Source organism: Massilia sp. CF038, from assembly GCF_900129765.1.
In the GTDB taxonomy this organism is placed as follows: domain Bacteria; phylum Pseudomonadota; class Gammaproteobacteria; order Burkholderiales; family Burkholderiaceae_D; genus Telluria_A.
This window is the reverse complement of sequence record NZ_FQWU01000002.1, coordinates 127,441-146,763: the sequence shown is the minus strand read 5'-3', so window position 1 is coordinate 146,763 and position 19,323 is coordinate 127,441. Positions and strand designations below refer to the sequence as shown.

14 protein-coding genes are annotated in these 19,323 nt (G+C 62.7%); 5 read left to right on the top strand and 9 right to left on the bottom strand.

Going from position 1 to position 19,323, the window contains the following annotated elements:
* Window positions 1–3 precede the first annotated feature (3 nt).
* Window positions 4–1,521: a sigma 54-interacting transcriptional regulator gene (locus BUC24_RS10700; protein ID WP_073215451.1), complete on the bottom strand. Its 1,518-nt coding sequence runs from the start codon at window positions 1,519–1,521 to the stop codon at window positions 4–6.
* A 195-nt stretch (window positions 1,522–1,716) separates the two neighbouring features.
* Here BUC24_RS10700 and BUC24_RS10695 point away from each other — a divergent pair, with 195 nt between their 5' ends.
* Both BUC24_RS10695 and BUC24_RS10690 read left to right on the top strand, forming a co-directional pair.
* Entirely contained in the window at window positions 1,717–2,553 is an 837-nt protein-coding gene (locus BUC24_RS10695; protein ID WP_073215448.1) for a hypothetical protein, read from the top strand.
* A 27-nt stretch (window positions 2,554–2,580) separates the two neighbouring features.
* Window positions 2,581–3,114, top strand: coding sequence for a GNAT family N-acetyltransferase (locus tag BUC24_RS10690; protein WP_073215445.1), 534 nt, complete (start codon window positions 2,581–2,583; stop codon window positions 3,112–3,114).
* A 3-nt stretch (window positions 3,115–3,117) separates the two neighbouring features.
* Here the strand turns inward: BUC24_RS10690 and serB are convergent, their stop codons facing one another.
* From serB to BUC24_RS10670, 4 genes are all read right to left on the bottom strand, one after another.
* Entirely contained in the window at window positions 3,118–3,960 is an 843-nt protein-coding gene (gene serB / locus BUC24_RS10685; protein WP_073219930.1) for a phosphoserine phosphatase SerB, read from the bottom strand.
* A gap of 21 nt (window positions 3,961–3,981) precedes the next feature.
* Window positions 3,982–7,428 (bottom strand): transcription-repair coupling factor, encoded by a 3,447-nt coding sequence (gene mfd / locus BUC24_RS10680; protein ID WP_073215443.1) that lies wholly within the window; start codon window positions 7,426–7,428, stop codon window positions 3,982–3,984.
* A gap of 94 nt (window positions 7,429–7,522) precedes the next feature.
* A complete protein-coding gene (locus BUC24_RS10675; RefSeq protein WP_073215441.1) occupies window positions 7,523–8,464 on the bottom strand; it encodes a 5'-nucleotidase in 942 nt (313 codons plus the stop codon).
* A gap of 46 nt (window positions 8,465–8,510) precedes the next feature.
* Window positions 8,511–9,548 carry an HDOD domain-containing protein gene (locus BUC24_RS10670; protein ID WP_073215438.1) on the bottom strand — a complete coding sequence of 346 codons (1,038 nt, stop codon included), beginning with the start codon at window positions 9,546–9,548 and terminating at the stop codon, window positions 8,511–8,513.
* A gap of 276 nt (window positions 9,549–9,824) precedes the next feature.
* Here BUC24_RS10670 and BUC24_RS10665 point away from each other — a divergent pair, with 276 nt between their 5' ends.
* Window positions 9,825–10,574 (top strand): serine/threonine-protein kinase, encoded by a 750-nt coding sequence (locus BUC24_RS10665; RefSeq protein ID WP_073215436.1) that lies wholly within the window; start codon window positions 9,825–9,827, stop codon window positions 10,572–10,574.
* A gap of 23 nt (window positions 10,575–10,597) precedes the next feature.
* Here BUC24_RS10665 and BUC24_RS10660 read toward each other — a convergent pair whose 3' ends face one another.
* The 3 genes from BUC24_RS10660 to BUC24_RS10650 all read right to left on the bottom strand — a co-directional run bounded on the left by BUC24_RS10660 (window position 10,598) and on the right by BUC24_RS10650 (window position 14,549).
* The gene (locus BUC24_RS10660; protein ID WP_073215433.1) at window positions 10,598–11,164 is read right to left on the bottom strand and encodes a YceI family protein; all 567 of its coding nucleotides are present in this window, start codon (window positions 11,162–11,164) and stop codon (window positions 10,598–10,600) included.
* A 131-nt stretch (window positions 11,165–11,295) separates the two neighbouring features.
* Complete coding sequence (locus BUC24_RS10655) at window positions 11,296–12,141, bottom strand: PP2C family protein-serine/threonine phosphatase (protein WP_073215431.1); 846 nt, start codon at window positions 12,139–12,141, stop codon at window positions 11,296–11,298.
* Window positions 12,142–12,248: 107 nt separating this feature from the next.
* Entirely contained in the window at window positions 12,249–14,549 is a 2,301-nt protein-coding gene (locus BUC24_RS10650; protein ID WP_073215430.1) for a penicillin-binding protein 1A, read from the bottom strand.
* 164 nt (window positions 14,550–14,713) lie between these two features.
* On the opposite strand from BUC24_RS10650, the gene BUC24_RS10645 reads away from it, so the two are divergent.
* The gene (locus BUC24_RS10645) at window positions 14,714–16,969 is read left to right on the top strand and encodes an OPT family oligopeptide transporter (protein WP_073215427.1); all 2,256 of its coding nucleotides are present in this window, start codon (window positions 14,714–14,716) and stop codon (window positions 16,967–16,969) included.
* A gap of 95 nt (window positions 16,970–17,064) precedes the next feature.
* On the opposite strand, the gene BUC24_RS10640 is transcribed toward BUC24_RS10645, so the two are convergent.
* Window positions 17,065–17,994: an NAD-dependent epimerase/dehydratase family protein gene (locus BUC24_RS10640; protein WP_073215423.1), complete on the bottom strand. Its 930-nt coding sequence runs from the start codon at window positions 17,992–17,994 to the stop codon at window positions 17,065–17,067.
* A gap of 104 nt (window positions 17,995–18,098) precedes the next feature.
* Here BUC24_RS10640 and BUC24_RS10635 point away from each other — a divergent pair, with 104 nt between their 5' ends.
* On the top strand, window positions 18,099–18,992 hold the full coding sequence (locus tag BUC24_RS10635; protein ID WP_073215420.1) for a LysR substrate-binding domain-containing protein: 894 nt from the start codon (window positions 18,099–18,101) through the stop codon (window positions 18,990–18,992).
* The last annotated feature ends 331 nt before the right edge of the window (window positions 18,993–19,323 follow it).

The window sequence follows — 19,323 nt, the reverse complement described above, 5'->3', positions numbered from 1 at the left end:
CCCTCAGACGCCAGGTTCCAGGCCCAGCGCACGCAAATGGCGGCGCAGGGCTTCGGACGGCGTCTTGAGCAGCGCTGCGCAGGCGGCCACGTCGTGGCTGCACGCCTGCCATGCCATGTGGATTTCCTGTTCGGGAATCGTTGGCGCAGCGCGGATGCCCGCATGGGCTTCGATCATTTTATACAGCGACGGGCGTGACACGCCCAACTGCTGGGCCGCAGCGCTGATCTGCCAGCCGCTGTCTTCCATCGCTTGCAGCAAATCGTCGGCGCCAATGTCGGCCAGGCGGCGCCGCGCGGACGCCTCGGCCTTGTCGGCTGGCAGCGCTGTTGCGCTGGTACGGGCTGCCGGCGTCAGGTCGACAAACTGGCCCAGTGCCGGCACGCCGCCGGCGCGCTGCGTCATCAGGGCGCGCCGCGTGACATTGACCAGCTGACGGATATTGCCTGGCCAATCGTAATTGCACATCTCGCTGACCAGGGCGGACGGAAACGCTGCCAGTTCGTCTGCATTCTCGCTGCACAGCCGCAGCGCCTCGAGCAGCAGCACGCCAATATCTTCGCGCCGTTCGCGCAGCGGCGGGACCCGGATCACAAACGCTTCCATGCGCCGCAGCAGCGGCTGATTGAAGCCCTTGGCATCGAGGTCCTGGTCGGTGGCGGCAATCAGGCGCGCGCTGCTGCTGGCATCCTGGCTCGATCCAAGCGGGCGATAGGTGCCCGTCTCCAGCACGCGCAGCAGCATCGGCTGCACCGATGCTGGCGTGTCGCCCAGCTCGTCGAGAAACAAGGTGCCGCCATCGGCTTCCGCAAACAGGCCGCTGCGGGCCGACTGCGCCCCCGTGTAGGCGCCCTTGACGGCGCCGAACAAGTCGGCTGCCGCCAGCGATTCATTGAGCGTGGCCATATTGACCGCCACCAGCGGCCGGCCATTGCGTTTGCTGGCGCCGTGAATGGCCCGCGCGGCGACATCCTTGCCGGTGCCGGTTTCGCCCAGCAGCAGCACCGACAGGTCGGTCGCGGCCACCTGGCGGATCAGGTCGCGCGTGGCAATCGCTGCGCTGGAGACACCCAGCAGACCGGGCAAGCCGTTGGCACGCGGGAATGACGTCATCCAGTGCGCGCACAGCAGCACGTGGCCGCCCAGGCCGATGACGACGCCGCGCGCCATGTCGGCGCGTTCGAACTGCAGCACGCTGTCGAGGATGCGGCCATTGACTTCCACCGCCATGGCGCTGGCAGCTGGCGTGATGATCAGCCCATCGCTGGCAGTGCGGCGCAGCTGCAGGGGCGCGCGGGCGATGGCACGGTGGCCGATCGCCACGCCGTCCTGCCCGGGGCGGAAGAACAAGGGGGCGTAGCGGCTGATCTCGATCGTGCCTTCGCCGGCGGGACCGATGTACTGCTCGCCGATGCGGGCACTGTCGGGGTGCCACAGAATGGTCAGTCCCAGCAAGGCTGCGCTGGGCCCGCCTTCGCGTGCGAACAGATGGGTGGTCAGGGTGTTATCCGGATCGATCACGCGGCTATTCCTTAGGGCAATTTTCGCCCAGATTATATGTCAATTACACCGTCGATTACATGTAAAGGCGCGCTGCTTTACAGGTGCGGGACTGGCTTTTGCCTTGGCGTGCCCGTGTTTCGTCATGGCACAGATGTTGCAATAAAGGCCAGAGGCAGCGCGTCAGCGCGGCAACGACAACAACAAGGGGCAGGCATGGACGTGGTCATCGAAAGTTTTGCGGCAGTGGCAATGGCGGGCAATTTGCCCGGCGAGCAGGCGGCGGCCTGGCTGCCCGACGGCTATACCCTCACGGGCGGCGGCGCTTACGACCTGGGCGGCGGCGCCACCAATGTGCTGTCGTCCTGCTACCCGGTGCGCGATGGCGACGGTGTCTACAAGGGCTGGGCCGCTTCGGGCCGCGAACCGTTTCCGCTGGCGGTGTACGCCATTGGCATCAAGGTCACGCGCGGCGGACGCCCGGTGCCCGTTGAGCAGCAAGTATTTTGCGCCACCAGTGCCATGGTGGGCGAACCGGGCGTGAGCGCCCGTCTGGGCGCCGGCTGGATTGGTACGGGCGGCGGCGCGCGCGACAATTGCGCCGGCCCGGGCGCGGTCAATGTGCTGACATCGAGCTACCCGCTGATCGGACGCGATGGCAAAATCAGTGGCTGGGGCGCCACCGGCCGTGATCTGGCCGACACCGGCCAGGCGCGCCTGACCGCATTTGTGATTGGCATTCGCGGCACCGAGGGCGTGGAATTCGACGCCCGCATCATTCGCAACGCCAGCATGATGACGGGTTTTCCGAGCGTGCATGTACGTGCCCCTGCCGGCAATGCCGTCATGGCTGGCGGCGGCGCCTTGCGTGGCACGCCCGGCCAGGAGCTGCTGCTGTCGGCCTCGTGCCCGGTGGTGGACCGCGAAGATGGCCGCCTGACCGGCTGGTTCGCTTCACGCAAGATCGCGCGCGCAGCCGCGCCAGGCGCGCTGACCGCATATGGGGTGATGCTGCAGGCAGGCCGCGGCAGTGCGGCGGGCAAACGCATATAATCAGACGATACCGATGAAGGGATCGTCATGTTCACCATTCGCCTGGCCCACGCCGACGACAAGAGCGCGCTGAACGCGCTGATCAAAAAATCCGGCATCGGCCTGGCCGCCGGTTTCTACACCGAGCAGCAGGCCGAGGCGATCACGCGTGAAGTGTTCGGCGTCGACAGCGCGCTGGTGGAAGACGGGACCTATTTCGCCATCGAAGCGCAGGGCCGGATTGTCGCCTGCGGTGGCTGGAGCCGGCGCGCCACCGATTTCGGCGGCGACCAGGCCAAAAGCGGCACCGACCGTCCGCTCGATCCAGCCACCGAGCCTGCGCGCATCCGCGCCTTCTTTGTTGACCCCGACATGGCCCGCCGTGGCCTGGGATCGATGCTGCTTGATCATTGCACCGGCGCCGCCGCCAGGGCCGGCTTCAAGGCACTGGAACTGGTGTCGACCATGCCGGGCGAACCGCTTTATCTGCGCTACGGCTTCCGCCCGCTCGAGCGGATCGAATTGCCGCTGTCGGGCGGGGTGGTGGTGGCGCTCACGCGCATGCGCAAAGAGATCGGCTGAACGTCAGCGCAGGATCGTCAGCAAGCCATCCAGGCCTGTGTAGTTGAGGGCAATGCCCGCTTGCGCGCGCACCACCGGTTTGGCGCGAAACGCCAGCGACAGACCGGCAATGCCCATCATCTTCAGGTCGTTGGCGCCGTCGCCCATGACGATGGCCTGGGCCGGCGCAATGCCCATCTCGGCGCAGACGCGTTCGACCGTGCGCCGCTTTTCGTCGGCGTCGACAATGCCGCCCACCACGCGCCCGGTCAGCTTGCCGTCCGCAATTTCGAGCTGATTGGCATGGGTGTAGTCCAGCCCCAGGCGCTGTTTCAGGCGGTCGGTGAAGAAGGTAAAGCCCCCCGACACCAGCAGCGTTTTCAGGCCCGCCGCCTGCACACCGGCCAGCATCGCTTCGCCGCCCATTGAGATGGCCAGGCGCTCGGAATAGACGCGTTCGAGCGCGCTCGCCTCCAGGCCTTCGAGCAGGGCGACCCGGCGCATCAGGCTGGCGCTGAAATCGAGTTCGCCGCGCATGGCTGCCTCGGTGATTTCCGATACCTGCGCCTTGAGCCCCTGCATGTCAGCGATTTCGTCGATGCACTCAATCGTGATCAGGGTCGAATCCATGTCCATGGCGACCAGCTTGAAGTCGGCCAGCGTGCGCCCGGCTTCGATAAAGGTGGCGTCCACCCGGGCTGCCGCTGCTGCTGTTTCCACTGCCTGGCGCACGCTGGCGCTGGCGTCGACCTGCTCGCAGCGCAGAGCATGTGCGCCCAGCACCGTGGTGCGCGCGGGCGCGGCCAGCACGGCAATGCCCGCCAGCGCATCCTGGGTGGCGTGCGGGCCCTGCAATATCAGATTCATGTTCATGGTGTGAGCGCGCTGTCAGGCGAGTAGTTGTTTGATGGTCTGCTTGACCTGGGTCACGCGCGCCGACAGGTCAGGCATGCTGGCGGTGATCTTGAGCTTGTCCTGGCCGGCCAGCTTGATATGCTTGTTTTTCTGGATCAGGGTGATGATGCGCATCGAGTCGATCGGCGGATTGGCCATGAACTGCAGGCTGGCCGCCTCGCCATGCACATCGATCTTGACGATGCCCACCGTTTTGGCCGACACGCGCAGGCGGTGCGTTTCGATCAGCGCCTGGACCGGGTCGGGCAGCTTGCCGAAACGGTCGATCAGTTCTTCCTGCATGTCGTCGATCTTGTCTTGCGCGTTGCAATTGGCCAGCCGCTTGTAGATGGACAGACGCTCGTGCACATCGCCGCAGAAGTCCGACGGCAGCAGGGCCGGCACGTGCAGGTTGATTTCGGTGGTGGTGGCAAGGGGCGCGGCCAGGTCGGGTTCCTTGCCAGCCTTGAGCGAGCGTACCGCTTCGCTGAGCATGTCCGAATACAGCTGAAAGCCGATTTCGAGCATTTCGCCAGACTGGTTTTCGCCCAGGACTTCGCCGGCACCGCGAATTTCCAGGTCGTGCATGGCCAAAAAGAAGCCGCTGCCCAGTTCTTCCATCTGCTGGATCGCGTCCAGCCGGCGCTGCGCCTGTTTCGACAGGCCGCTGACGTCGTTCACCAGCAGGTAGGCATAGGCCTGGTGGTGCGAACGGCCGACGCGCCCACGCAGCTGGTGCAGCTGGGCCAGGCCGAATTTGTCGGCCCGGTGCATGATGATGGTGTTTGCGGTCGGCACATCGATGCCGGTCTCGATGATGGTAGTGCACAGCAGGATGTTGAAGCGCTGGGCCACGAAATCGCGCATGACCTTTTCCAGATCGCGTTCGTGCATCTGGCCGTGCGCCACCCCGATGCGCGCTTCGGGCAGCAGTTCGGTCAGCATTGCCATGCGATTCTGGATGGTCTCCACTTCATTGTGCAGGAAGTAGATCTGGCCGCCGCGCTTGAGTTCACGCAGGCAGGCTTCGCGGATGATGGAGCCGTCCTCGCTGCGCACGAAGGTCTTGATGGCCAGGCGTTTTTGCGGCGCGGTGGCAATGATCGAAAAATCGCGCAAGCCTTCCAGCGCCATGCCGAGCGTGCGCGGAATTGGCGTGGCAGTCAGGGTCAGCACGTCGACCTCGGCGCGCAGCGCCTTGAGCGCTTCTTTCTGGCGTACCCCGAAGCGGTGTTCCTCGTCGATGATGACCAGGCCCAGACGGGTGAATTGCACGTCGGGCGACAGCAGTTTGTGGGTGCCGATCACGATGTCGAGCGTGCCGTCGGCCATGCCCTTGATGGCGTTGTTGATCTCTTTGCCGGTTCTAAAGCGCGACAACTCGGCAATGCGCACCGGCCAGTCGGCAAAACGGTCGGCGAAGGTTTGCGCGTGCTGTTCGGCCAGCAGGGTGGTGGGGGCCAGTATGGCGACCTGCTTGCCGCCCATGACGGCGATAAAGGCCGCGCGCAGTGCCACCTCGGTCTTGCCGAAGCCGACATCGCCGCACACCAGGCGGTCCATCGGTTTGCCCGAGGTCATGTCCTTGATGACGTTGTTGATGGCCTCGGCCTGGTCCGGCGTTTCTTCGAAGCCGAAACTGTCGGCGAAGTTCTGGTAGTCGTGCGCCGAATATTCGAAGGCGTGGCCCTGGCGCAGCGCACGCCGCGCGTACAGATTGAGCAGCTCGGCGGCCGTGTCGCGCACCTGTTCTGCTGCCTTGCGCTTGGCCTTTTCCCATTGGCCGGAACCGAGCGAATGGAGGGGCGCGTCTTCGGGCGAGGCGCCGGAGTAGCGCGAAATCACGTGCAGCTGCGACACCGGCACATACAACTTGGTGTCCTTGGCGTATTCCAGGTGCAGGAATTCGGTCTCGCCTTCGCCCAGGTCCATGCTGGTCAGGCCCATGTAGCGCCCGATGCCGTGGTTGATGTGCACGACCGGGTCGCCAATCTTCAGTTCGGACAGGTCGCGCACCATCGACTCGACCTGGGTCACGCCTTCCTGTTTCTTTTTGCCGGCGCGCCGGCCCGACCCGGCATACAGCTCGGTCTCGGTGATGAAGATCAGATTGCCGGCCGCCGCTTCGGACAGCGCAAAGCCGGCCTGCAAAGGCGCCACGCCCAGTACGAGTTTGGCGTCGGACTGCAAAAAGCCTTCAAAGCCTTCGACTGCGGCGGGCGCCAGCTGGTATTCATTGAAATACTGCTGCAGCGTTTCGCGGCGTCCGTTCGACTCGGCGCAGATCATCACGCGCTGCGCGCTTTGCATCAGGTAGGCGCGCAGATTGACCAGGGGATCGTCCACGCGGCGGTTGACGGCAATGTTCGGGATCGGGGCTGACAGTTCGGACGCGGCGTCGCCGCCATCTTTGGCGATGGCCCAGCGGGCGTACGGCTTGGCCAGCGTGAAAAAGCTTTCGTCGCTGAGGAAGATTTCGTCCGGCGCCAGGATGGGGCGCTCGCGGTCTGCCTTCAGGAAGCGGTAGCGCGACTCGGTATCGACCCAGAAGCGCTTGATGGCCGCATCGATGTCGCCCACCAGGGCCAGGCTGGCGCCGGCCGGCAGGTAGTCGAACAACGTGGCGGTCTGCTCGAAGAACAGGGGCAAATAGTATTCGATACCGGCCGACGCGATGCCGCTGCTGATGTCCTTGTAGACCACCGAGCGCGATGGATCACCTTCGAAACGTTCGCGCCAGCGGCTGCGAAAGGTGGTGCGGGCCGCGTCGTCCATGGGGAATTCGCGGCCGGGCAGCAGGCGTACTTCGTTCACTGGATAGAGCGAGCGCTGGGTGTCGGCGTCGAAGGTGCGGATCGATTCGATTTCGTCGCCAAACAGGTCGAGCCGGTAGGGCAGGGCTGAACCCATGGGGAACAGGTCGATCAGGCCGCCGCGTACCGAGTATTCGCCCGGTGACATGACTTGCGAGTTGTGGGTGTAACCAGCGAGCGTGAGCTGCGCCTTCAGCCTTGCCTCGTCGAGCTTTTCGCCCTTTTTGAAGAAGAAGGTGTACCCGGCCAGGAACGATGGCGGCGCCAGGCGCACCAGGGCCGTGGTGGCCGGCACGATCAGCACATCGCAATGGCCGTTCTGCACTTCGTGTAATGTGGCCAGACGCTCGGACACCAGATCCTGGTGCGGCGAAAACGCGTCGTATGGCAGGGTCTCCCAGTCCGGCAGCAAATGGCAAGCCAGTTTGCCGGATGCAAACCACGGAATTTCATCGAGCAGACGCTGACCGTCGCTGGCCGAGGCGGTCAGCACGACCAGCATCTGGCCGCCGGCCTTGCGCTCGAGCGCCGCAACGGCCAGCGCGTACGCGTCCGATGAGCCGTACAGGGTCGGAAGCGCGAACCGGGTACCGGGTTTGGGAAGAGATTTCTTTAAATCGAAGGGCATGCAGGCGGCGAAGCTGGAAGCAAAAAGGAGAGCTGCCGATTATACCGTAGCGCTGTTTGGCGCGTCGCCGTCAGAAATGCCAGGTGGCGGCCGTTCAAGCCGGGGGGCGGCGGTTGGCCACCCCGAACGGCACGTGCACCATGGGGATGGTGCCGCCGGGCGTGGCCTTCAGGTGGGTCAGCTGGTCGTCGAAGAACATATGCGGCTTGAATACGTCGAGCACCCGCGCCTTGTTCATCCCGCCCAGGAAAAAGGTTTCGTTGGCCGATACGCCCCAGCTTTTGAGTGTGGTCACCACGCGTTCGTGCGATGGCGCGTTGCGCGCCGTGATGATGGCAATGCGCAGGATCTTGCGGTAATTGGGGTCGCGCTTTTGCTCGTCTTCTTCCATGCGCTGCATGTGCGCCAGCTTGCGGAACATTTCGGCCAGCGGACCAGGCTGGTGGGGCGTGGCCACGTGCGCGGTCTCGTGGGCGTGGAATTCGTCGATGTCGTTATTGCGCTTGAAGATGGTTTCGGACTCGTCGTCGGCAATCACGCCATCGAAGTCAAACGCAATGCGCAGTTCGGCGTCCTGTTCGTCGTCGCTGATCTTCGATGGCAGCACCAGGCCTGCGGCAAAATTGGCGGCAATGGCGCTCTTGACGTCTTCTTCGTTGGCGCTCAGGAATAGTGCCGTGTTAAACGCAGGCAGATAGGAGTAGGGGGACTTGCCTGTCATGAAGGCGGCGCGCGAAATGTCCAGGCCGTAATGGGCAATCGAGCGCATGACGCGCATGCCGGTTTCGGGCGAATTGCGCGAAAACAGCACCACTTCGACCGGCGGTTCATGCGGGAAGCATTTGTTGATGTTGAGGAAGCGGCGAATAAAAGGGAAGGCCACGCCGCGTCCCAGAATCGTATCCAGATTGCGTTCCTGGTATGCGCGATATTCTTCCGGGCCGCTGTCGAGATAGACCTGGTGCGATTCGCTCAGGTCGAACAGCGCGCTGGAGGCGACACCAATCACGAGTTTGTTTTCAATATCGAAGGGCATGCGGCTTCCTTGAAAATGGCGTGTCGCCGGATTCTACCCGATGCGCTCACGCATCGGGGGCAGCGAGTCTGGCAAAGCAGGCCAGCGCCGCATCATCCATGCCGGCCAGGGTGGCAGGATCGGTTGCATTGAGCACACCCGCATCGACCAGCACGCGCAACTTGGCCACGTGGTCGGCCAGGACCAGGGTGCGTGCCAGCGCACTGGCTTCAGGGTCGCTGGCGCCGCTCAGTGCTTCGACCACGCTTGGCGGCAGCTCCCACAGCGCGGCAATGCGTGCCGACAGCGCGCGCGCGTGCACGGCCACGGCCGCATCAAATGGTTCTGAACGGGGCAGAACCAAGTCGGGGTCGATCTGGTCGAACAGGCGGAAGGCAACGATCAGGCCCACGTTCTGCATCAGCCCGGCCAAATACGCTTCAAACGGGTTGGCACGCAGGCGTGGGGCCAGCAGGGTTGCGGCCTGGGCGCACAGTTCGGCGTGGCGCCAGGCTTGCGGCGCGGCCACGCGGGCCAGCTTGCCGGTCTGGGTGCTGATCACGGGCCGGAACGCCACTTGCGCAAGCAGCGCCCGCATGCCGTTCTGGCCCAGCAGCAGAATAGCCGATTCAATCGTCTGGATCGGTGCGCGCGGGCTGTAGAAGGGGCTGTTGGCAGCGCGAATGACTTGCGCAACCAGCACCACGTCCTGCGCCAGCAGGCGCGACACATCCGCGCCGGACATGTGCTCATCGCGCAAGCTGCGCAGCAACTGCGGGATGATGGCCGGCACGCGCGGCACCAGGTGGGCGCCCGCGCCGGGCGAGGCAGCCAGGCGCTGCAGGGCGTCAAGCAGCACTTTATGCTGGGCCGCGGCGCGCGGATCGGCTGCAGTCTTGCCATGCAGCCAGGCGTGGAACAAGTGACCGAGCGCTGCGTCGTCCAGCGCGGGCGCCAAGGCGTGCGGCGTGGCCATCAAAGCCACTGGCGTGGCCGCATCCGCCGCCGCGATCGCCGCCGTATTCGCCATCATGCGCGGCGCGTGGCTTGGCGCTGCCAGCGCGGCTTGCGCGTTGCTGCGCCCCCTGAACCATTGTAAAAACATGCTTACCTATTGTGCAATGTGATTTTGAACACGGATTTTACCTTAAGGCAAGTAACTGTGCCGCGGTCAGGTTGTCTTTTTTGCTGCAATGTCAAGCGGAACACGGCTGGGTCGGTGCGACTGTCGCGCCGCCTGCAACGATTCACAGTGTCAGGCGAGAAAGTTCGGATTTAAGCTGAGAAGGAATACAAATAAGCGGACACAACAAGTATCATTGTGACATTGAATATTAATATCCCGCCAATGAAAAAACCTGAGCGAGTGGGGCCGTACACCTTGATTTCCCTTTTGGGTGATCGTGCGCGCTCGCGTACCTGGCTGGCCAGCGCAGGCGAAGGGCCGACCCGGGAACAGGTCGCGCTCAAGCTGGCGCGGCCGAAGGAAATTTTGATCCGTGCGCGGATACTGCATGCAGTGCAACTTGCTGCGGGATTTAACCATCCCAACATTGTTCGTATGTACGAATGTGCCGAAGCCGATGGCGTGTTATGGCTTGCCAGTGGCTACGTCCACGGTCAAGGCCATCGCCTCACGCTGGCCAATTTCCGTCAATTGCTGCTTGCCCTGGTGCACGTGCATGCCAATGGCGTGATCCACGCCGACCTGCGCAGCGAGAATCTCTTGCTTGACGAAGAAGGGGATTTGCACCTGGCGAATTTCACCCATGCGCGGCGCCAGGGCGAGCCAGGCATGCCGCCACAGAGTGCGCTGGGTAATATGGCACCCGAACAATTACGTGGCGAGCCGCTGGATGTCCGCGCCGATCTGTTTGCCGCGGGCGCCGTGCTGTACCAGATTCTGACCGGGGCGGCGCCATTTGAAGGGCGCGCCGCCACGTCGATGCCGCAACTGCGCGATGCATCCCAGGCCGCACCGTCGGCCGTGTCACCCGGACTGGGCAGCAGTTTTGATGCCTTGATCAGCCAGGCCCTGGCGCGCGACCGGGCCCAGCGCTTTGGCAGCGCGTTTGAATTTCTCAGCGCCTTTGACAGCGCCTGCAAACGCGGCGTGCGCCCCGTGCGCTAGCGGCACGAGGCAGCGCGTCTTGCTTACTGCTTGACGGCTTCGACCGGAATGGTCAGGGTCACTTCGTCGCCCACGTGCGGCGCATATTTGCCAGCATTAAATTCGCTGCGCTTGATTTTGGTAACGGCGTTGGCGCCACACGCTTCTTTTTTCAGCATGGGGTGCGGCATGCACATGAAGGACGTCACTTCCAGCGTCACTGGCTTGCTCACACCCTTGATGGTCAAGTTGCCGTCCACGCTGGCCAGGGTGTCGCCCTTGAAGTTCAGCTTGCTCGATTTAAAGGTGATGGTCGGGAATTTCTTGGTGTCGAGGAAGTCTTCACCCTGGATGTGGCCGTTGAACAGCGGGAAACCGGTGTTGACCGAAGTGGTATCGATCGTCACATCAACGGAACCGCTCTTGGCGGCGCGGTCCAGCACAATGGTGCCACTGGTCTTGTCGAAGCGGCTGACCTGATTCGAAAAACCAAAATGGCTGTATTCGAAGCGCGGCAGGGTATGCGAATTGTCGATCACAAAGGTGTCAGGTGCGGCAAAGGCGGACAGGGAAAAGCTCGCGGCAAGCAGGAAGGCGCTGAATTTGTTCATCATGGTTCCGATCGTTGTAGGTGAATGAAGAGAGGGCAGAAGTAAATTATGCGCCGAATCATTGAACTAGCGGAAACGGAAAATTTCCACTCCTATCATCGAAAAATTCGATCATACGAGGCGATGCATGTTTAGTGGCAGTGCAGCAGCACCACGGTGATGTTGTCGCGGCTGCCGCCTTGCTTGGCCAGATCGATCAGTTTGCTGCAGGCCTCGCCCAGCCCCGCGGGGCCCGCTTCGGTGAGAATGTCCGCCATGTCGTCATGGGCGGTGGCGCCATGCAAGCCGTCACTGCACAGCATGTAAATGTCGCCGGGCGCGGTGTTGCGGACCTGAAGTTCGGGCCGGATGACAGCTGACGGTCCCAGCGCTTGAAGTAATAAATTGCGGCCCGGCAGATTGTGGCGAATCCCCAGCTCAATTGCGTGCTGGTACATGGTCTGGTCGCGCGTCAGCTGGTTCAGGCGGCCGGCGCGCAGGCGGTACAAACGGGTGTCGCCCACATGAAAGACAAACAGGGGGCCGCTTGGGTCGGGCTGCCAGAAGCCGGTCAGGGTGGTGCCCATGCCGGCGCCTTCGGCATGCTGATTTTCCATGTTCAGATGGAACATGCGCTGGTTGGCGAACTCGACCGCGTCGTGCAGCGCAGTCATGGTGACCGTGTTCTCGGCGCTCCACTCGCCCAGGGGATCGGCGGCAGCGGCATCAAAGGTGCTGGCGCCAAAGTCCAAGGGGTTGGCGTGATCGTCGAGCGTTCGAATGTAGTGAGAAAGCGACAACAAGGCGTCGGAACTGGCAACTTCACCTGCTTCGTGACCGCCCATGCCGTCCGCCACGGCGACCAGACCCAGCTGGCAATCGATCAGAAAATTATCTTCATTGGAAACGCGGACTTTGCCGATATCGGTCATGCCGAAGGCAATGCCAAGGGCGAGATGCTCCGGTTGCGATGGTGAGAGTGGTTTCCAAACGTACAAGGCGGCTCCTGGCGTGACGGCCGCGGCGTGTGGGCAACCGCGTAGGCGCTATCCTAACATGCCAAGTGCAATATTGTTAATGAGTATTGCCTTGAGACCCTTGTTATTTAGTCAGCGGGACTTTGCTCCGTAGCCGCCTCGGCCGCGCCGTCCGGCAACGGCGGTAACTGGTCGACATCGACGGTCTTGCTTGCCCCGGCAAATTCGGCGTAGACCCAGTCATCGTTCACACGCACCACGCCATCGGGCGTTGGGCGCACCTGTTGCGGCTGCTTGTCGAGCGCCACTTTCATGTAGTCGATCCAGATCGGCATGGCCAGCGTGGCGCCAAATTCGCGACCGCCCAGGGAGCGTGGATCGTCGTAGCCCATCCACGCCACGGCAACCACGTTGGCAGCGTAACCGGCAAACCAGCCGTCCACCGCATCGGTGGTGGTGCCGGTCTTGCCGGCCAGGTCGGCGCGTCCCAGGCGCTGTGACGAAGCCGCGCCAGTGCCGAAGCGCGTGACGTCGCGCAGCATGCTGTCGACCATGAACGCGTTACGCTGATCGAGCACGCGTGTGCTCTCGGCGGGTGCCTTGGGCGGGCCGCTGGCCCACAGCGTCTTGCCGCCGGCGTCGCGGATGGCTGCGATCAGGTAGGGCCGGACCTGGTAGCCGCCATTGGCAAACACCGCGTAGGCGCCTGCCATTTGCAGCGGGGTGACGGCGCCGGTGCCGAGGGCCAGCGTCAGGTTCTTGGGCTGGCGCTCGGGAGTGAAGCCGAATTTGCCCAGGAAGGCATGGGCATAGCCCACGCTGACCGCGCGCAGCAGGCGCACCGATGGCACGTTCTTGGAATGGGTCAGGGCCTGGCGCATGCTGACCTGGCCATCGTATTTGCCGTCATCGTTTTGCGGGGCCCAGGTGCCGCCGTTGGCGCCACCTCTGGGGAACTCAAGTGGCTCATCCAGAATCGGCGTGCCGGGGGAGTAACCGCGCTCGATCGCCGACGAATAGATAAACGGCTTCATCGAGGAACCCGGCTGGCGCAGTGCCTGCGTCACGTGATTGTATTTTTGCAGATTGAAGTCAAAGCCACCAACCATCGCGTGGTAGGCGCCGGTTTTGGCGTCGATCGCTACAAAGCCCGCAGCAACCTGCGGCACCTGGACGATGGCCCAGCCCTTGTCTTCCTGGGTGATGCGCACAACCGCGCCCGGGCGCAGGCGCAGCGCTGGTTTGGCACTGTCGGCCAGGGCGGCGCCAACCAGGCGCAGGCCGGGACCACTGACGTCGATCCGGTCACCATTCAGATTTTCGACCGTTACCTGGCGCGGCGAAACAGCCGTCACGATGACGGGCAGCAGGCCGTCACTTACAGGGCGGGCGCGTAGGGCCTCGTTGATGGCGTCTTCCCGTTCCTCGGCCCCGCTGGGCAGATTGATGAAGGCTTCCGGGCCGCGGTAGCCATGGCGCTGGTCGTAGGCCAGCACATTGCGGCGCACCGAGTCATAGGCGGCATCCTGCTCGGCCTTGCCGATGGTGGTGATGACCACCAGGCCTCGGGTATAGGCGTCGTCCTTGAATTGCGCCAGCACCTGCAGGCGAACCAGTTCTGCCACATATTCAGCGTGGGTGCCAAATTCCTGACGCACGCTGGCAATGCGCATGGGTTCCTTGCGGGCTTCTTCAAACTGCGCCTCGGTGATGTACGCCAGCTCGCGCATGCGCTGCAGTACCACTTCCTGGCGCTGCTTGGCGCGGTGCGGATTGACGGCCGGGTTGTTGCGCACCGGGTCCTTGGGAATCCCGGCCAGCATGGCCGTTTCGGCAATGGTCAGCTCGGCCAGGTCCTTGCCAAAGTAGGCGCGCGCGGCGCTGCTGAAACCATACGAGCGGCGCCCCATGAAGATCTGGTTCAGGTACAGCTCGAGGATCTGGTCTTTGGACAAGGCTTGTTCGATCTTGTAGGCCAGCGCGACTTCATTGATCTTGCGGCTAAATTTTTTATCGCGCGACAGGAAGAAATTACGCGCCACCTGCATCGTGATGGTGGACGCGCCCTGGCGCAGGCCGCCGCGCAAATTGGCGCGCGCCGCACCCACGGCGCGGATCCAGTCGATGCCGCCATGCTCGTAAAAGCGCGTGTCCTCGATCGCCAGGATCGACTTTTTCAGCATGTCCGGCACGGCCTTGACGGCGACAAAGTCGCGATGCTCCTCGCCGAATTCACCGATCAGCACGTCGTCGGACGTATAGATCCGCAGCGGGATCTTGGGGCGGTAGTCCGTCACGGCGCCGATCGACGGCACATTCGGTGCGACCACCAGGTAGAAATACCCAGCAGCGCCACCGGCGCCCAGCAGCGCAACAAAGACCAACAGCAGAAGGAGGGTGATTAAAATGCGGCCACGCGGCCGGCGCAAGAGAATTCTGCCTGATGTTGTCAAAACGGTACTCGCTGTTGTCAGGCCGATTAGGGTGTTGACGGCCACTCGCGGGAGATTATAATCCAACGATTTTGCTTTCCTTTCAATCAGCGGCGTCCCTCGCGAGCGTCACGCGTTTCCAGAGTTAGGATCTATCTTCCATGTCACAAGAATCCACGCCGGGCGGCTTCAAGCCGTATATTCCGGCATCGGCAAACCTGCCTGAAATGACGCCGCGCGCCCTGATCATGGGCATCCTGCTGGGGATGGTGTTTGGTGCCTCCTCGCTGTACCTGGTGCTGAAGGTGGGCCTGACCGTGAGCGCATCGATCCCGGTGGCCGTGATTGCCATTACCTTGTTCGGCCTGGCCAAAAAAGTCGGCGGCAAGGATTCGACCATCCTGGAAAACAGCATCACCCAGACTGCCGGTTCGGCCGGCGAATCGATTGCCTTCGGCCTGGGCGTGACCATGCCGGCGATTATGATTCTGGGCTTCGACCTGGAGATCTCGCGCGTCATGCTGGTGGGCGTGCTGGGCGGCCTGCTGGGCATTTTGATGATGATTCCCATGCGTCGCACCATGATCGTGGACCAGCACAAGGAACTAAAATACCCGGAAGGCACCGCGTGTGCTGAAGTGCTCAAGTGCGCAGCGACCGAAACCTCGCGCGAGGCGGCGGGCGAAAGCCGGGTCGAAGGCTCGGACGCGGCGCGTGACGCCAAGCGGCGCGCCATGATCATCTTTGGCGGCTTTGCCGTTGGCCTGCTGTACAAGGTGGCCAACATCTCGTTCAAGGGCTGGAAGGACACCGCCAATTTCGAATTTGGCGCGCCCCTGAAAGCCGGTTCGGTCGGCGCCGAGATCTCGCCCGAACTGCTGGGCGTGGGCTACATCATCGGCCCGCGCATTGCCATGACCATGGCTGCGGGCGGGGTGTTGTCGTACCTGCTGCTGATCCCGATGATCAAATTCTTCGGCGATTTGCTGACGGTACCTGTCTCGCCGGGCACCATGCTCATTCGCGACATGACCGCCAACGACATTCGCAGCGCTTATGTGCTGTACATCGGCGCCGGCGCCGTTGCAGCTGGTGGCTTGATCAGCCTGGCGCGTGCCATGCCCACCATCTGGAACGGCCTGAAAGCCGGTCTGTCTGGCATTGGCAAAGGCAGCGTGGCCGACGAATCGCTGCGCACCGACCGCGATATTCCCCTCAAATGGGTACTGATTGGCTGCCTGGGCATCATCGCCGTGATCTCTCTGGCCACGCCGCTGCACATGAACTTCCTGGGCGCGCTGTTGATTCTGGTATTCGGCTTCCTGTTCTCCACGGTGTCCTCGCGCCTGACAGGCGAAGTCGGTTCCTCATCCAACCCCATTTCAGGCATGGCCGTGGCCACACTGCTGTTTACCTGTCTGATCTTCCTTCTGATGGGCTGGACCGGCGGCCAGTACTACGTGACGGCGCTGTCGGTGGGCGCCATTGTCTGCATCGCGGCCAGTAACGCGGGCACTACCTCGCAGGACTTGAAGACCGGCTACCTGATCGGCGCGACGCCGCGTCTGCAGCAGTACGCGATTCTGGGTGGCGCATTGGCGTCGGCACTGATTCTCGGACCGATCCTGCTCAAGCTGAACGACGCCAGCACCGTGTACGTACCGGCGGCGCAGGTTGCGCCAGGCTTGAAAGTCGATGCCTCCAGGCTGACCGTGACGGCCCAGCTGCAAGGCCCGCAGGCCGCCAGCGACAGCAAGACCTACAAAGTCTGGCAAAAGACCGACACCGTTGGTGGCCCGTCGGGTAAATATCTGGTCGCCGACGATGGTTCGCTGGCCTACCTGGTCGACCCGGGCATCAACGGCACCCATACAAAGCGTCCGGATGGTTCGGAAGTGAAGAAATACGATGCGCCGAAAGCGGTGCTGATGTCGTACATCATCAAGGGCATCCTCGATCAGCAACTGCCTTGGACGCTGGTGCTGCTGGGCGTGATGATCGCTGTGGTGCTGGAAATGGCCGGCGTGCAGGCGCTGGCGTTCTCGGTGGGCGTGTACCTGCCGCTGGTGTCGACTGCGCCAATCGCCGTCGGTGGCGCCATTCGCTGGCTGGTCGACCGCCGCAACAACAAGCTGGCGCATAACGCGGCCATGACCGAAGAAGAGCAGCAGCAGGCAGGCGACCGCAGCTCGGGCGTGCTGCTGGCATCGGGCTACATCGCCGGCGGTGCGCTGGCCGGCATCATCATCGCCATCACCGCAGGTGTGCTGACCGACTTCGACACCATGATGACCAAGTGGGCGGAAGCGGCCAACCCGTTCTTTGCCGGCGCCAGTTCCGATCTGCTGTCGCTGATTCCTTATGCTGCCCTGATGCTGCTGCTGTACTGGGTGGCACGCGAGAAGAAAGCGCCATAACAGGCGTGGGCGGACGGGCTGGCGCAAGCTGCCCCAAAAAAAAGCGGAAGGTGCTGTTGGCACCTTCCGCTTTTTTAACGCCGGCTGCCCGGGGGTCAGACGAAAGCCAGATCGTGCTGGCGAATCAGATCGTCGATGAAATCGTCTCTGTGACCGAACTGGTAGCCGAGCGATCTGGCGCGGCTCATGTCCATCACAAACGGGGCAGGGTAATCAAAAGGACTGAGCTGACCGGGGGCGGCGGCTTCCGTCGCCGGGATTGCGCGCACGGGCGTATCGAGCACCTGGCCCACGCGCTGGTACAGATCGAAGGCCGACAGGCCGCCCTCGCAAGCCGCATTCACGGGGCCGGTAAAGTCGCGCGTACCTGTCCACACCAGAAAATCGCTGATGATCTGCGCGCTCATGAACGAGGTGGCAGCGGCAGCGCTGGCGTAGCGCAGGGCGCCGTACTGGCGCGCCAGGTCCACATAATGCGCCAGGCGGCCGGTAAAGTCCTCCGAACCGGCCAGGACATGGCCGATGCGCACTGTGACCAGTGGCAGCGACCCGTCCCGGTATAAATAAGCCTCGGCCTGTACCTTGCCCATCACATAGCTCTGGGTTGCAAGGCGCGGGTCGTGCCATGGATATTGGGTGTCGATGGGTTGCGCCAGCACATTCAGATCTGCTTCCGCGAAGGGACGGTCCTGCTGACCGAGCAGGGAGCGGTACACCTCAATGGTGGAGGCGACGATATAGCGCTTGGCGCGGCCGGCAAAGACACGTACCGCAATGGCCGCGTCGAGCGGCGAATAGCACATCTGGTCGTACACGATGTCATAGGGCGGCGCGTCGCGGAAGGCGGCCAGCATGGCGCGTTCATTGCGGCGGTCGACCCGGATGCGGGAAATGCGCTCGCCAAACGGGTCTGGAGCGTGGCCGCGGGTGGCGATGGTGACCTGATGACCGGCTGCCAGCAAACGCTGCACCAGCAGCTTGCCAAAATACCGCGTTCCCCCGATAACCAATATATTCTTGCGCATAGCATTTCCTTGTCTGATCGAGTATATTTTCTGCTCAGCAGAAAGATTCAACAACCGAGAAATATTGACGCTTTGAATAAGAATAACTTAGCCTTGGAGTTTCCTTGAAACATCTTCGCAGTCTATCCGGGCTGCTGGACTTCGAATGTGCAGCGCGCTGGGGCAGCTTCAAGCTGGCCGCGCAAGAGCTGCACAAGACACCGGCGGCGATCAGCCAGCAAGTCAAGCACCTGGAAGAATCGGTGGGCTTTGCGCTCTTCATCCGGCACCCGCGGCACGTGACGCTGACGGCCAAAGGGCAGGAACTGGCGATCACGGTGGGGCGGCTGCTGGGCGAACTCAGTGCCAAGGTCGGCGCCTTGCAGGGTGGGGACGAAGAAGCCATCTTGCGTATTTCGACCACCCACTCGTTTGCCATCAAGTGGCTGGTACCGCGCATGCATCGATTCACCAAGCTGTACCCGGAGCTGGACATCCGGCTTGACTCGAACGACGCCCCGGTCAACCTGGACGACGACACCACCGACGTGGCCGTACGGTACGGCCCGGTGAGCGATGGCGACCCCGACATCCTGTTCCACGAGCGGCTGATTGCCGTCTACAGCCCCGACCTGCTGGCGCCAGGGCAAAGCGAGCTGACGCTGGCGGACCTGCCGAATTTTCCGCTGCTGTATGAAAAGACGCCCGAATCCTGGCTCAAGCTGCTGAACGAAAACAAGGCCCTGAAGGGTAAATACGACTTCTCCCGAGGCTACAGCCACTGGGGCGTGCTGGCGCAAGCGGCGGTGGCTGGGCAAGGAATCGCCCTGGTCGCTTACGGCATCGCCGCCCAGGACATCCTGAAAGGCTCGCTACGCAAGATCAACTGCCGCAGCGCCCCGTTCGGCAGCGGCTACCGTTTCCTGGTCAACCCGCGCAAGCAAGACATGCCAAAAGTCCAACGCTTCCGCGCCTGGCTAGTTGCCGAAATGAACGAAATGAGCCGCACCCTCAACTAAGGCGCTTAGCCCCCATTCTGCAATTGTTTTTTAATCGGGGTCAGACCTCAATTCTGCAATTGTTTTTTAATCGGGGTCAGACCTCGATTTTGCAACGTTTAAACGGGGACAGACCTCGATTTTGCAACGGAAAAGGCGCTGTATCTGTGATGAATCGGACCGTATTCACGGGAAAACACGAATGTTTGAAAATCGCGGGCATTTTTTGACGACTATTGCACGGCCATGGAACAAATGATGGGCCATTCCCTTGCAAATTTGAGGTCTGACCCCGATTAAAAAACAATTCCAGAAATGAGGTCTGACCCCGGGGGCAACGGGGTCTGCACCC

Coding starts and splice junctions, on each gene's coding strand:
- serB (WP_073219930.1), bottom strand. CDS start 3,960: ATGAATCTGATATTGCAGGGCCCGCACGCCACCCAGGATGCGCTGGCG.
- BUC24_RS10670 (WP_073215438.1), bottom strand. CDS start 9,548: ATGTTTTTACAATGGTTCAGGGGGCGCAGCAACGCGCAAGCCGCGCTG.
- BUC24_RS10645 (WP_073215427.1), top strand. CDS start 14,714: ATGTCACAAGAATCCACGCCGGGCGGCTTCAAGCCGTATATTCCGGCA.
- BUC24_RS10640 (WP_073215423.1), bottom strand. CDS start 17,994: ATGCGCAAGAATATATTGGTTATCGGGGGAACGCGGTATTTTGGCAAG.
- BUC24_RS10695 (WP_073215448.1), top strand. CDS start 1,717: ATGGACGTGGTCATCGAAAGTTTTGCGGCAGTGGCAATGGCGGGCAAT.
- mfd (WP_073215443.1), bottom strand. CDS start 7,428: ATGCCCTTCGATTTAAAGAAATCTCTTCCCAAACCCGGTACCCGGTTC.
- BUC24_RS10660 (WP_073215433.1), bottom strand. CDS start 11,164: ATGAACAAATTCAGCGCCTTCCTGCTTGCCGCGAGCTTTTCCCTGTCC.
- BUC24_RS10690 (WP_073215445.1), top strand. CDS start 2,581: ATGTTCACCATTCGCCTGGCCCACGCCGACGACAAGAGCGCGCTGAAC.
- BUC24_RS10675 (WP_073215441.1), bottom strand. CDS start 8,464: ATGCCCTTCGATATTGAAAACAAACTCGTGATTGGTGTCGCCTCCAGC.